Genomic DNA, 14,174 nt, shown 5'->3' on the forward strand with positions numbered 1-14,174 from the left:
TTATGCGGTATTAGCTATCGTTTCCAATAGTTATCCCCCGCTACCAGGCAGGTTACCTACGCGTTACTCACCCGTTCGCAACTCATCCAGAGAAGCAAGCTCCTCCTTCAGCGTTCTACTTGCATGTATTAGGCACGCCGCCAGCGTTCGTCCTGAGCCAGGATCAAACTCTCATTAAAAGTTTGAGTTCTCACTCATTTCTGTCACTGACAGATTTATTGTTTTTTCATTGTTCAGTACTACAACCTTAGTTGTAGTACCCTGCACATTGGTTCGTCTTGTTCAGTTTTCAAAGGTCTTTGTCACTCGCTTCTCTCAAGTGACAACTATATTAGTATATCACAGTCGCTTTCGCTTGTCAACACTTTTTTGAAACTTTTTTAAACTTTTTTTCATCAAGTGTTTCAACCGCAACATACCATAGTCCGTACGGGATTCGAACCCGTGTTACCGCCGTGAAAAGGCGGTGTCTTAACCCCTTGACCAACGGACCAGAGTTGTTATTTTCAACTCTTACTATTATACCGACTTTTCAAACTTTGTCAACACCTTTTTTAAACTTTTTACAAATTTTTCAATTCTTTTCAAGTACAGTTTTTCAAATTATAGTAAAAAGAGCCAGAATTGTACTGACTCTTCTATTGTTCATTAAACTTAGAAGCACGTTCTTCTCCCCACCAATAGGGCATTAGTTCTGCGACTTTAACTGTTTTTCTTATATTATAGTCCATCATGAATTCTGCATCTTTATTTTCAGCGTTCAACTCTAATAGGAATTCTCTGCAAGCTCCACAGGGCATTCCTGAACTTCCACCATAAGGTGGTTTGTCTCGAAAGGCTAATACTTTTTTAACCTTAGTTTGTCCTGAAAATTGGTACATATTGAAGAGAGCTGCCCGTTCTGCGCAGAGATGGAAAACACCACAGGTTCCCTCCATACAGAAACCTGTAAATATTTGTCCATCTTCTGCTTCTACTGCGGCCACAACATGGTTAGCGTAAACAAAATCAGATACTTCATGTGGATCGTATAGCTTCTGTGCTTCTTCGTACATCTTTTCCCAGATGTCCATTATTGTACCCTTCTTACTTAGAGATTTCCTTCAACATATTTTCGATATGCTGGATTGATTTTTCACGGCCTAACAAGAAGATCGTATCTGGTAACTCTGGACCATGCATTTCACCTGAAACAGCAATACGAATTGGCATGAAGAGATTTTTCCCTTTGATACCTGTTTCTTTTTGGACTGCTTTAATTTGTGGGAAGATATTTTCTGTCACAAATTCATCATCTGTCATTGCTTCAAGTTTTGCTTTGAAGGCTTCAAGAACTGTTGGGACTGTTTCACCTGCCATGACTTCGCGCTCTGCTTCGGTCAATTCTGGGAAATCTGAGAAGAAGAGATCTGTCAATGGGATAATCTCATCTACTGATTTCATTTGTGGTTTATAGAGATCAACTAATTTTTCAGCCTTGTCTGTTAAACGGCCTGCTTCTTCTAGGAATGGTTTTGCCATTTCAAAGATAGTTTCTAGGTCTGCATTCTTGATATAATCATTGCTCATCCAGTCTAGTTTTTTCTGGTCAAAGGCTGCTGGAGACTTGCTGAGGCGATTTTCATCGAAAAGTTTAATCAATTCTTCACGAGAGAAAATCTCATCTTCGCCACCTGGGTTCCAACCAAGAAGGGCGATAAAGTTAAAGACTGCTTCTGGAAGGTAACCTTTCTTTCGGTAATCTTCGATAAATTGAAGTGTATTAGTATCACGTTTAGATAACTTCTTACCAGTCTCAGAGTTGATAATCAAGGTCATGTGACCGAACTCTGGAGCTTCCCAACCAAGTGCTTCATAAACCATGAGCTGTTTTGGTGTATTAGCAATATGGTCATCTCCACGGATTACGTGAGAGATTTGCATATCGTGGTCATCGATAACAACAGCAAAGTTGTAAGTTGGGTAACCGTCTTTCTTTTGGATAACCCAGTCACCACCGATATTGCCACCTTCAAATTCGATATCACCTTTGACCATATCATGCCACTTGTAGATACCTGACTCATTGACCGCCAAACGAACCGTTGGGATGATCCCTGCTGCTTCACGTTCTGCGATGTAAGCTGCTTTTTCTTCTTCACTCATACCAAGGTATTCATTGATGTAGCGTGGTGTTTCGCCAGCTGCTTCTTGGCGTTCGCGTTCAGCTGCCAACTCTTCTTCTGTAACGTAAGATTTGTAGGCTTTTCCTTCAGCTAATAGTTGGTCGATGTATTTTTGATACAAGTCCAAACGCTCAGACTGGCGGTAATTTTCATGTGTTTCTGGGCTTTCATCCCAATCCATACCTAACCAACGAAGGTTTTCAAGCTGTGAACGTTCCCCATCCTCGACATGACGTTTACGGTCAGTATCTTCAATACGGATAATAAAAGTTCCACCATGATGACGTGCGTAAAGGTAGTTGAACAATGCTGTACGGGCATTCCCGATGTGTAGTAGTCCTGTTGGACTTGGTGCGTAACGTACGCGGATATCTTTTGACATAGTTTCTCCTATAAAGTCTCTAGGCGTCTGCCTTTTTGCTCTCTATATTATATCACAAGTCTTGGCTGAGTCCAATTTCTATGGATAAAGAGAGTAAAAAGAGTGGACAAACCACTCTTTTCTTCTATTATAGACGTGCGTTAAGTTCTTTGCTCAATTCTTCAAATCCTGGTTTTCCAAGAAGGGCAAACATGTTACGTTTGTAAGCTTCAACACCTGGTTGGTCAAATGGGTTGATAGCATTCAAGTAACCTGAAAGAGCGATAGCCAATTCGAAGAAGTAGATTGTGTAACCAAGAGTGAAAGCGTCTTGCTCTGGAAGAGTCACGTACATGTTTGGTACATCACCATCTGTGTGGGCAAGAAGAACACCATCAGTCGCTTTTTTGTTTACAAAGTCAACGTCTTTTCCTTGAAGGTAACCAAGTCCATCAAGGTCTTCTTCCAAGCTAGGGATAATCACGTTTTTACGAGGTTTGTCAACACGGACAACTGTTTCAAACATGATACGAGTTCCTTCTTGGATAAATTGACCAAGTGAGTGCAAGTCAGTTGAGAAGTTGGCTGAAGTTGGGTAGATACCTTTTTGGTCTTTCCCTTCTGATTCACCAGCCAATTGTTTCCACCACTCTGAGAAGTACTGAAGTGATGGCTCATAGTTTACCAAGATTTCAGTTGCATAGCCTTTACGGTAAAGGATGTTACGAACTGCTGCGTATTGGTAAGCTTCGTTTTCAGAGATTTTGTCTGAAGTGTAGTCTTTGCGAGCTGCGTTCGCACCTTCCATGAGGGCTTTGATGTCAGCTCCTGATGCTGCGATTGGAAGCAAACCAACAGCTGTCAATACTGAGAAGCGTCCACCAATGTCATCTGGAACAACAAATGTTTCCCAACCGTTAGCGTCTGCTTCAACCTTAACAGCACCTTTTTGGCGGTCAGTTGTTGCATAGATACGTTTGTTAGCTTCTTCTTGACCGTATTTCTTAACCAAAAGTTCTTTGAAGACACGGAAAGCGATAGCTGGTTCAGTTGTTGTACCTGATTTAGAAATCACGTTTACTGAGAAGTCTTTGTCTGCAACATACTCTACCAAGTCAGCAAGGTAAGTAGATGAGATTGAGTTTCCTGCGTAAAGGATTTGTGGAGCTTTGCGTTCTTCTTTTGTTTGCAAGTTAGCAAAGTGGTGGTTCAAGAAGTCGATTGCTGCTTTGGCACCAAGGTAAGATCCACCGATACCGATTACAACCAAGACATCGCTGTCTGATTTGATTTGCTCAGCAGCTTTCAAGATACGGTCAAATTCTTCGCGGTCGTAGTTTTCAGGAAGGTCCAACCATCCCAAAAAGTCGCTACCAGCACCAGTTCCTTTACGGATCAATTCATCTGCTGCTGTTACTTGTGATTGCATGTATTCCACTTCATGTGGTGCAACAAATTTGTCTAAAACTTTTGAATAATCAAATTTAATATGTGACATGTTATTCCTCCAATATTTCTTCTTTTCTATCATAACGCTTACCTTCGTTTTTTTCAAGTTTTTTTGTCGAATTTCTCCAATTTTTATCAGAATTCAAACGTTTGCGTAAAAATCCCACATTCCAAAAATTTTGAAAAAATAAAAGAAAGAACGACCAGATGTCCCAGTCGTTACAGTTCATTCAATAAATACTCAAATAATTCTAAATTACCATTCTCTTCATTAACCAGAAACTCTGGATGCCACTGCAAACCGATAATGCGGTGCTCATCGATAGACTCAATCGCTTCGATGGTCTGGTCTCTTGGATCAATAGCAGTTACACGGAAATTAGGTGCCAAATCTTTAATGCTTTGACGATGGACGGAGTTGACCTGACTTTCTTTCCCAAATAGCTTAGCCACCACGCTTCCCTCCACTGTCTCAATAGAGTGAGATGTTCCGAAAGGTAGTCCTTGCCAGTGACCTTCGATTTCTTGATTGAGGGTTCCACCAAAGGCAACATTGACAAGTTGAACACCGCGACAGATTGCCATAATTGGTTTATTCTGACGAAGCGCTTCTTTCAAGAGGGCCAATTCAAACTCATCACGCACTAGATTGTAATCATCGCTCTCGATGGTCTTTTTCTCTCCATAAAACTGAGGATGGACATTTTGCCCACCTGTCAAGATAAGTTTATCTATCATTTCTACATAATCGCGTACAACTGACTCATCACCAACAGGAATAACTAGAGGGAGACCACCGACTTGACGAATGCTCTCTGCGAATCTACAAGATACAGATGAATGAATGTTTTTGCCTTCTGCGTCTACGGGACATAGATTTGCAGCAACTCCTACAACCGTTCTAGCCATTATGTCTCTCCTTTCGAATATTAACGATAGTCCTATCATATCACTCAAAACGCCTTTCGTCTAATATGTTTTTTTAAAGGCTGTGATAAAAATTTTTTATGGACAAGAAAAAGCTGCCCACATAGGACAACTTCTTTCTTATTCAAAAACAAATTGATTGTGATAGAGTTCTGAATAGAAGCCACCAAGTTTCAAAAGTTCATGGTGGTTACCGCGTTCAATGACTTCTCCATCTTTAAGGACAATAATCTGATCTGCATTGAGGATGGTCTTCAAACGATGGGCAATGACAAAACTGGTTCTACCCGCTACGACCGCCTCCATGGCATGCTGAATTTTACTTTCTGTCACCGTATCTACGTTTGAAGTGGCTTCATCTAGAATGAGAACTTCTGGATCTGTCATCAGGGTTCGAGCGATAGAAATCAATTGCTTTTGCCCAGTTGAGAAGATGCTCTGGTCATCATCTATAAGAGTATCGTATTTATCAGGTAAGCTTTCGATATAGTCGTGAATGTGGGTTGCTTTGGCTGCTGCCTCAACCATTTCTTGACTAGCATCTGGCACACCGAAACGAATATTGTCTCGGATCGTTCCACTAAACAAGACCGAATCCTGCAAGACAATCCCCACCTTGCTTCTAAGACTATCTAAGTCATAGTCACGAATGTCTTTCCCATCAAAATAAATACCACCAGCATCAACATCATAAAAGCGATTGATGAGGTTCATAATAGTGGTTTTTCCTGAACCCGTCGGCCCAACAACCGCGGTCATCTGTCCTTTCGGAGCGGAAATGCTGACATCTTTCAAAATAGGTTTATCAGGCAAATACGAGAAATCAATATGACTGATTTCAACACCTTCTTGCAACTGAGTGAAGATTGGAGCCTTTTCAGGTCGGATTTCTTCCTCTGCGTCAAACATTTCCTGAATCCGTTCAGCCCCAGTAAAGGCTAACTGAAGGCTTCCCCAACTAGCTGCAACTTGGATAATAGGCTGGTAGTACTGCTGTGAAAATTGGGCAAACATAACAATCAAACCTAGGGCGGTACTTGTTTCAATAGACTTATCATTCAAAAGTACAGCTGAACCAGCAAAGATAACGATGGCTGTGTTGACCAGACTCATCCCATTCATGACAGGGAAAAGAATTCCTGAGAACATCCTTCCTTTAAAGGTTGCCTTGCGCACGCGCTCATTTTGTTCAAGAAATCCTGCCATCATATCCTCTTGAATTCCTTGCACAATCACGGCTTTTTGGCCTGAAATACTCTCGTCCATATAGGCGTTGAGTTTCCCTACCTCTTTTTGCTGGAGGTTGGTGTATTTGCGTGCCATTTTTACAATAAAAATCAGCATGAGGAAGGCAACTGGTGTGCTGGCAATAGTGATAAGAGCCAGCGTCACATTTCTCGAAAACATGACAAGAATCAGACCAATGTATAAAACAATATTGCTCATGACCTGAATCAAGCTCTCGTTAAAAGCTTGAAGGATATTATCCAAATCACTGGTAAAACGAGACAGGATATCGCCATCTTGTCGGCGGTCAAAGAAAGAAACCGTCAAGCGAGCAAGCTTACCGAAGAGGCCTTTGCGCATCTCGTTGGTCGACTCTGCAATCACGCGCGTCATGAGACACATGTATATGACACTGGAGATAAAGAGAACCAAAACCAGCAGGCCAAGATTGACCATGATTCCTGATAGGCTTTGCCAAACAAGTTCTGGATTGCCATCTTGATAAGCTTGAACTAAATTGGCTAGCTGCGTCACTGCTTGTCCAGAAAAGACCGGAAAGAGGGCTTGGGCAAGAGTTGCCAGAACAATCATCAAGATGACAACTACAAATGATAGCTTATAGGCTTTAAAATAATTCCAAAAAAATTGAACTGTCTTCATTTTACTCCTCCTTTCCTTTCTGTGTTTCGTAGATTTCACGGTAAACGGCATTGTTGGCAACCAAGTCTGCATGCGTCCCTTGACCAATCAATCGCCCTTGATCTAGAACCAAGATTTTATCCGCATGAACAACCGAGCTAATCTTTTGCGCGATGATAATGGTTGTTGTTCCCTTCAAGTCCTTATTCAAGGCTTCTTGCACTAGGCGCTCTGACTTAGCATCCAATGCCGAGGTCGAATCGTCAAAAATCAGAATACGTGGATTGCTGACAATCCCACGCGCAATCGACATCCTTTGCTTTTGCCCACCTGAGAAGTTGGTTCCCCGTTCCTCAACTGGACTTTCAAAGGTTTTCTCCATACGATGAATGAATTCACTGGCTTGGGCAATATTGGCTGCGCGCTCCATTTCAAATAGAGTAGCATCTCCTTTGCCCTGTCTCAGGTTATCTGCAATCGTTCCACTGAAGAGAATGGCACGTTGGAGAACGATAGAAACTGTTTGACGCAGGGTCCCTTCACTCACTTCTCGAATATCCTTGCCTCCAATTTTGATGGCCCCTTCCTGCGGGTCAAAGAGACGTGGAATCAATTGAGCCAAGGTTGATTTTCCTGCACCAGTCGCTCCAACGACACCAACCATTTGACCAGGTTCAATAGTAAAGCTCACATCTTTCAGCATCGGTTCCTTGTCCATTGGATAGGTAAAGGTCACATTTTCAAAGCTAAGACTTCCGACCAACTCTTCATCTGGGACATCCTTGAAAGTCATGGCTGGCTCTGCGTCCAGAATTTCTCGAATACGACGCATAGAAATCATGGCACGACTGACAGAATTCCCCAAAAATCCAACCATGACAATGGTAAAGATAATCTGGCTTAGGTAATTGACAAAGGAAGCAATGGAGCCAACAACTGACGGATCCGACTGAACCATCCCTGCAACTAGCCAAATAGAGAGGAATACCGCCCCATAACCGACCAACATCATGAAAGGTTCCACTACTGAAAAGGCATAACCAATGTAAAGGTTTTGACCGAGTAACTCGTCTGAAACCTCCGTAAACTTATCAAATTGCTCTTTTTCTTGGACAAAGGACTTGACCACACGAACGCCACGCAAATTTTCCTTGGCAATGGCATTGATGCGCTCAAGAAGGGTTTGAAACTTGGCAAAACGAGGACCCATCATCCCCATCATGACAGCAGTCAAACCAAAAATCAAGACCACCATGAGAACAATCACCCACCATAGAGAAGGAAGGGTTTGAACCGCAAGGATAAACGAACCGATGAACAAGAGGGGAAGTCTGAACAGAATTTGGAAGGTCATCATGACGACGTTCTGAATCTGGTTGATATCATTTGTCATTCGAACAACTAGATTTCCCGCATTAAATTGTTCAATATTGGCATAAGAAAAGGTTTGGATTTTACGGAAGGCATCCTCCCGAAGGTCAGATGAAACTCCTTGGGCAATATAGGCTGCAAGGATAACATTAAGCCCACCAGCAACCAAACCGACCAAGGCCACACCAATCAACCAAGCCCCGATACTATAAATAGCTTCATATTTCCCAGCAAGGAGGGCGTCTAACACTTCCTGCAGATAACGCGGTTGCAGAAGTGAACTAGCAACCATCAAGCCTGTCATCAGAAGCGAAGCTAAGGCCTGCCACTTGTAGGTTTTTATTTTCTGAATTAGCATACTTTCTCCTTAAAAAATAGACAAAAGGGAGCGACAATGTGTCAGCTCCTTCTCATTCTGTTTGTGTGATGTTATTCTAGCAAAAAAGTGAGGGATTGTCAAAGAAGTCCCCTTGATATAGCTAGAATGACAAGTAATTCATTCTTTATAATTTTTGTTTTAACTCGACCAAGACATTCATAGCCTGCATAGGTGTCATATTGTAAACATCCAGTTTAGCTAATTCTGCTAGGATAGGATGGTCTGCTGGCGCGTCAAAGAGTGAAATCTGTTCAGTGACAGCACTTGTTTGCCTCATTGGAGCAGGACTTTCTGTACCCTGACTCTCTAACTGAGTCAAAATCTTATCCGCCCTTGCTAAAAGGTCTGCTGGCAAGCCAGCAATCTTGGCAACATGGATACCATAGGATTTATCGGCTGGCCCTGGTTCAATCTTGTGAAGGAAGGTGACCTGCCCATCCTGCTCCAAGGTTGCCACGTGAACATTGATCAAGTGTTCCAGGCTGGACTCTAGACTAGTCAACTCATGGTAGTGGGTCGCAAAGAGGGTCTTGGCTCCGATATGCTCATGAATGTATTCGATGATAGACTGAGCAAGAGCCATACCATCATAAGTTGCAGTTCCACGACCTAACTCATCAAAGAGAATCAAGGAATTCTTTGTTGCATGCGAAATGGCATTGTTGGCCTCCATCATCTCCACCATGAAGGTTGATTGACCTGAAACCAAGTCATCGGCTGCTCCGATACGGGTAAAAATCGCATCAAAAATCGGTAAATGGGCACTTTCTGCCGGCACATAAGAACCCATCTGGGCCATTATCGCCGTCATGGCTAACTGACGCATATAAGTTGACTTCCCACTCATGTTGGGCCCTGTAATCAATTGGATACTGGTGTCTTCTGCCATCTGAATCGTATTTGGAATATAGGTCTGAGCCCCCATGACCTTTTCAACGACAGCATGGCGTCCTTTCTGGATATCAATTCGCGAATCATCTCCAAACTCTGGTCGAATCAAATGCTGCGTCTCAGCCACAACTGCTAGACTTTGCAAAACATCAACCGTCGCAATTCCTTGGGCTAGAGCTTGTAAACGCTGGATGTACTTGCTGACCTCTTCACGGATACGCATAAAGATTTCGTACTCTAGATTGGCTGACTTCTCACGCGCCTCCAGCATATCTCCCTCGATACGCGCTAATTCTTCGGTTCCAAAGCGTTCTGAGTTTTTCAGCGTCGCCTTGCGGAAAAAGTGAGCAGGCACATTTCCCAGTTGCGAATTGGTCACATGGAAATAGTAGCCATCCTTTTTATTGTAGTCAATCTTAAGCGTGCTGATACCAGAGTTTTCTCGCTCCTTAGCCTCAATCTCAGCAATCCAACCAGTCCCTTCTCTGAGCACACGACGGTACTTGTCTAAAGTCTCATCAAATCCAGTCCGGATAATGCCACCTTCTGTAATCACATGGGGAGCTTCAGGAGCAATCGCCGCACTAATCAAACTCTCCAACTCAGGGATTCCATCCAGTTGTTCGATGAGATAAGCTAGAGCAGGTTGCTCCATTCCTTCTAAAATCGCACGAATCCGTGGCACACTAGATAAGGTGGTCGCCAACTGCAAGAGATCCTTGGGATTGGTTTTTCCAAAAGAAACACGACTAGCCAAGCGCTCAATGTCATAAACACCCTTGAGACTGTCTGTCAAATCACTACGCTCAAAGAAATGGTCGAGAAAGACCTGCACCACTTTTTGGCGTTGGACGATTCGTTCCTTATCAATCAGGGGACGATGAATCCAAGACCGCAAGAGCCGCATACCCATAGCTGTTTTGGTTTCATCCAAAAGCCAGAAAAGACTGCCTTGCTTCTTGCCTGACCGAGCATTCTCAACCAGATCCAGACTAGCCTTGGTCGCATAATCCATCTGCAAGAAATCCTTGATTTCATAGCGGATAACAGGTTTGAGGTGGTTCAATTCCCTCATCTGGGTTCGATGGACATACTGGAGCAACTTACTAGATGCCGCTTGCTCCACAGCTGCTAATCGTGAATCCAGTAAATGAAGGTCTTCAAAGCCTTCTTTTTCATAGGAAAGTACCAGATTCATCTGACGACTAAGGATTTGTTCCTCTTCCTCAGACAAATCATAACCCAGCACCACTTCTCGAGCCTTGAGATTACGAATTTCCCCACAAACCAGCGTGAAATCCAATAGACCTGTCACATAAAAGTCACCGGTCACCAGATCCATGTATGCTAGCCCAAATCGACTGCCATCACGATCTACGGCTACCAAGAAATTGTTCTGACTGTCCGGCTTAGTGCTATCGACTACTGTCCCGGGTGTAATGACCTGAACAACCTCTCGTTTAACAACCCCAACCGCTTGCTTAGGATCTTCCATCTGCTCTGCGATAGCTACCTTATATCCCTGCTCAATTAACACATCAATGTACTGTTGGGCAGAATGATAGGGAACACCCGCCATAGGAATCGGATTGTCCGCATTCTTGTTGCGACTCGTTAAGGAAATTTCCAGAATCTGCGCAGCATTGACCGCATCCTCATAAAACAATTCATAAAAATCACCCATCCGAAAGAGCAAAAAAGCATCTGGATATTGCTTTTTAATATCCACATACTGTTGCATGCCGGGTGATAGCTTTTCTGTCGCCATTTTCCGTCTCTCCTTGTCAAAAATAAGTCTTGAGAGCAACTCCCAAGACCTTACTTATCTTTCATCAAATCTAGCAAACGATCTTCCATGAGTTTGGCAACGTGCTGGTCTCGACAAATGACCAATAAGGTATTGGCACCAGCAACTGTTCCTAAAATCCATTCATCCTTGTTTGCATCTACAATATTTGCCAAGACAGAAGCTTCTCCCAGTTTGGTATGAAGCACCAAGGTAAACTCTGCTCTTGCAACACCTTCTAAATGATGAGACAAAAATTCCACCAAATCAATCTTTTCTGTCTCATTTGCTAGTACATAATACACCATATCATTTTTCTTGACCTTGGTCAAGCCGATTTCGCGCAAATCACGAGACAGGGTTGTCTGCGTCACAAAAACATTATGCGCCTCCAACCGATCTTGAATTTCTTTTTGTGTACTTAATTTCTCCTCAGTAATCATTTTTTTTATTAACTGATGACGATCTCTTTTTCTCATAAAATCCTCTTATGTGAATATTTATAACTATTTTTATAACTATATTATACCAAAAAAATAGGAGATTTCAAAAATTTTTTCTTCTTTCTTTAAAATTGTGATAAAATAGTAGAAAAGTCCAAAAAGGAGCTCTTAATGAATACAAAAGAATTGATTGCTAGCGAATTGGCTAGCATCATTGATAGCCTGGACCAAGAGGCTATTTTAAATTTACTGGAAACCCCTAAAAACTCAGAAATGGGAGACATCGCTTTCCCTGCTTTTTCACTTGCAAAAGTCGAACGTAAAGCACCTCAAATGATTGCGGCTGAACTGGCTGAAAAAATTAATAGCCAAGCCTTTGAAAAGGTTGTCGCAACAGGACCTTACGTTAACTTTTTCCTTGATAAATCTGCCATTTCTGCTCAAGTGTTGCAAGCGGTTATCACTGAAAAAGAACACTATGCTGACCAAACTATTGGCAAACAAGAAAATGTTGTTATCGACATGTCTAGTCCCAATATCGCTAAACCATTCTCTATTGGTCACCTACGCTCAACTGTTATCGGAGATAGCTTGTCACATATTTTCCAAAAAATCGGTTATCAAACGGTCAAGGTCAACCATTTGGGAGACTGGGGTAAACAGTTTGGGATGTTGATTGTTGCCTACAAAAAATGGGGCGATGAAGAAGCTGTAAAAGCTCATCCAATCGATGAACTTCTTAAACTCTATGTCCGCATCAACGCTGAAGCTGAAAATGACCCTAGCTTGGATGAAGAAGCACGCGAATGGTTCCGTAAACTTGAAAATGGAGACGAGGAAGCTCTCGCACTTTGGCAATGGTTCCGTGATGAAAGTTTGGTGGAATTTAACCGCCTTTACAATGAATTGCAAGTCGAATTTGACAGCTACAATGGAGAAGCCTTCTACAACGATAAGATGGATGCAGTTGTAGACATTCTTTCTGAAAAAGGCCTTCTTGTTGAATCAGAAGGTGCCCAAGTTGTGAATCTTGAGAAATATGGAATTGAACATCCAGCCCTTATCAAAAAATCTGATGGTGCAACTCTCTATATCACACGTGACTTGGCTGCAGCTCTTTACCGTAAAAACGAATACCAATTTGCTAAATCTATCTACGTTGTTGGTCAAGAACAATCTGCCCACTTTAAACAGCTCAAAGCTGTCTTGAAAGAAATGGGCTACGACTGGAGTGAAGACATTACTCATGTTCCTTTTGGTTTGGTTACAAAAGAAGGGAAGAAACTCTCTACTCGTAAAGGGAATGTCATCTTGCTAGAGCCTACTGTTGCAGAGGCTGTTAGCCGTGCCAAGGCTCAAATCGAAGCTAAAAATCCTGAACTTGAAAATAAAGATCAGGTCGCCCATGCTGTCGGGGTAGGAGCCATTAAATTCTATGACCTCAAAACTGACCGTACAAATGGATACGATTTCGACCTAGAGGCTATGGTATCCTTCGAGGGGGAAACTGGTCCTTATGTTCAATATGCCTACGCTCGTATCCAATCTATCTTACGTAAAGCAGACTTCAAACCAGAAACAGCCGACAACTATAGCTTGAATGATACTGAAAGCTGGGAAATCATCAAACTCATCCAAGACTTCCCACGTATTATCAACCGTGCGGCGGATAACTTTGAACCTTCTATCATTGCTAAATTTGCAATTAGCCTGGCTCAAGCCTTTAACAAATACTATGCACATACGCGCATCTTGGATGAAAACCCAGAACGCGACAGCCGTCTAGCTCTCAGCTACGCAACCGCAGTCGTTCTCAAAGAAGCCCTTCGCTTGCTCGGAGTAGAAACGCCAGAGAAGATGTAAATCGCCAAAGTTACTTGATTGCAAAGCAATCTAAGTAACTAACGCCAAATCCTATCAGAGATTTGGCTAGGCGCTTCACTAGTTTTAGGACATAAATATGATCGATTTATGTCCTAAAACGTCGTAATCTTAAAGTTATTGGAACTAAAGTTCCTAATTGTTGGACGCTAGCCGCTTATATGCGGACTAGCCAACTGCTTCACTAGTCATGGTCTCTAAATATAATCGATTTAGAGACCATGACGTCGTAACTATGGCGATTTGCCTAATCGCTTCACTGACAGTCTATCAAAAACCTTATCAAGTTTTGCTGACTTGTTCTGCTATTTTAGATCCACTAAATCGATTTATTCACTACTATTTTTTTATCATACAGGGAGATATCCTATGAGCCAATATGCTTATATCCTCGTTGTAATTAGCTTGGTATTCCTTTTTCTGCTCAATAAGTACGAGAAGGAGAGACTTCAAAGGCTCTACCAAGAACAACTTTTGAAGGATGAAACATTTAGGGCTGACATCAAAGAGAAAATTCAAACGACTGAAAATATTAATGATGTCATTGCTTACATCAATAAAACTTATCATCTGGGAATGTTGCTATCAAAAGACATTACAGATCAATTGAAATAAACCTAGCTATTCTTTTAAGGAATATCAAAACCGAGACTAA

The 14,174-nt window shown here is 42.2% G+C and carries 10 protein-coding genes, 1 tRNA gene and 1 rRNA gene; 2 read left to right on the forward strand and 10 right to left on the reverse strand.

The features are described from left to right. The 10 genes from O3636_RS07780 to argR form a co-directional block, all read right to left on the reverse strand. Positions 1-179: ribosomal RNA gene (locus O3636_RS07780) — 16S ribosomal RNA — on the reverse strand; the annotation flags it as partial. 242 nt (positions 180-421) lie between these two features. After that, a tRNA-Glu gene (locus tag O3636_RS07785) sits at positions 422-493 on the reverse strand. A 145-nt stretch (positions 494-638) separates the two neighbouring features. Beyond that, positions 639-1,073, reverse strand: a complete 435-nt coding sequence (locus O3636_RS07790; protein WP_023943950.1) for a cytidine deaminase — start codon at positions 1,071-1,073, stop codon at positions 639-641. Between the two features lie 13 nt (positions 1,074-1,086). Beyond that, a complete protein-coding gene (gene gltX, locus O3636_RS07795) occupies positions 1,087-2,547 on the reverse strand; it encodes a glutamate--tRNA ligase (protein WP_101782306.1) in 1,461 nt (486 codons plus the stop codon). A 127-nt stretch (positions 2,548-2,674) separates the two neighbouring features. Next, entirely contained in the window at positions 2,675-4,024 is a 1,350-nt protein-coding gene (locus O3636_RS07800; protein ID WP_000018268.1) for a glucose-6-phosphate isomerase, read from the reverse strand. Between the two features lie 170 nt (positions 4,025-4,194). Then, positions 4,195-4,884, reverse strand: a complete 690-nt coding sequence (locus tag O3636_RS07805; protein WP_049524749.1) for a gamma-glutamyl-gamma-aminobutyrate hydrolase family protein — start codon at positions 4,882-4,884, stop codon at positions 4,195-4,197. 138 nt (positions 4,885-5,022) lie between these two features. Next, the gene (patB, locus tag O3636_RS07810; RefSeq protein ID WP_371642496.1) at positions 5,023-6,789 is read right to left on the reverse strand and encodes a multidrug efflux ABC transporter subunit PatB; all 1,767 of its coding nucleotides are present in this window, start codon (positions 6,787-6,789) and stop codon (positions 5,023-5,025) included. A gap of 1 nt (position 6,790) precedes the next feature. Continuing rightward, positions 6,791-8,497: a multidrug efflux ABC transporter subunit PatA gene (gene patA, locus O3636_RS07815; RefSeq protein WP_371642498.1), complete on the reverse strand. Its 1,707-nt coding sequence runs from the start codon at positions 8,495-8,497 to the stop codon at positions 6,791-6,793. Positions 8,498-8,642: 145 nt separating this feature from the next. Then, positions 8,643-11,177, reverse strand: a complete 2,535-nt coding sequence (gene mutS, locus O3636_RS07820) for a DNA mismatch repair protein MutS (RefSeq protein WP_371642500.1) — start codon at positions 11,175-11,177, stop codon at positions 8,643-8,645. A gap of 50 nt (positions 11,178-11,227) precedes the next feature. Next, positions 11,228-11,674 (reverse strand): arginine repressor, encoded by a 447-nt coding sequence (argR, locus tag O3636_RS07825; RefSeq protein ID WP_001231476.1) that lies wholly within the window; start codon positions 11,672-11,674, stop codon positions 11,228-11,230. 135 nt (positions 11,675-11,809) lie between these two features. Here argR and argS point away from each other — a divergent pair, with 135 nt between their 5' ends. Beyond that, complete coding sequence (gene argS / locus O3636_RS07830; RefSeq protein WP_371642502.1) at positions 11,810-13,501, forward strand: arginine--tRNA ligase; 1,692 nt, start codon at positions 11,810-11,812, stop codon at positions 13,499-13,501. 387 nt (positions 13,502-13,888) lie between these two features. Then, positions 13,889-14,134, forward strand: a complete 246-nt coding sequence (locus O3636_RS07835) for a hypothetical protein (protein ID WP_000084861.1) — start codon at positions 13,889-13,891, stop codon at positions 14,132-14,134. The last annotated feature ends 40 nt before the right edge of the window (positions 14,135-14,174 follow it).

It is taken from the genome of Streptococcus sp. 27098_8_76 (assembly GCF_041432315.1).
Lineage (GTDB): Bacteria > Bacillota > Bacilli > Lactobacillales > Streptococcaceae > Streptococcus.

What these genes read in the sequence shown, in the direction of transcription:
- patB (WP_371642496.1), bottom strand. Translation starts at nt 6,789, where the DNA reads ATGAAGACAGTTCAATTTTTTTGGAATTATTTTAAAGCCTATAAGCTA.
- O3636_RS07790 (WP_023943950.1), bottom strand. Translation starts at nt 1,073, where the DNA reads ATGGACATCTGGGAAAAGATGTACGAAGAAGCACAGAAGCTATACGAT.
- gltX (WP_101782306.1), bottom strand. Translation starts at nt 2,547, where the DNA reads ATGTCAAAAGATATCCGCGTACGTTACGCACCAAGTCCAACAGGACTA.
- O3636_RS07835 (WP_000084861.1), top strand. Translation starts at nt 13,889, where the DNA reads ATGAGCCAATATGCTTATATCCTCGTTGTAATTAGCTTGGTATTCCTT.
- patA (WP_371642498.1), bottom strand. Translation starts at nt 8,497, where the DNA reads ATGCTAATTCAGAAAATAAAAACCTACAAGTGGCAGGCCTTAGCTTCG.
- mutS (WP_371642500.1), bottom strand. Translation starts at nt 11,177, where the DNA reads ATGGCGACAGAAAAGCTATCACCCGGCATGCAACAGTATGTGGATATT.
- argR (WP_001231476.1), bottom strand. Translation starts at nt 11,674, where the DNA reads ATGAGAAAAAGAGATCGTCATCAGTTAATAAAAAAAATGATTACTGAG.
- O3636_RS07800 (WP_000018268.1), bottom strand. Translation starts at nt 4,024, where the DNA reads ATGTCACATATTAAATTTGATTATTCAAAAGTTTTAGACAAATTTGTT.
- argS (WP_371642502.1), top strand. Translation starts at nt 11,810, where the DNA reads ATGAATACAAAAGAATTGATTGCTAGCGAATTGGCTAGCATCATTGAT.
- O3636_RS07805 (WP_049524749.1), bottom strand. Translation starts at nt 4,884, where the DNA reads ATGGCTAGAACGGTTGTAGGAGTTGCTGCAAATCTATGTCCCGTAGAC.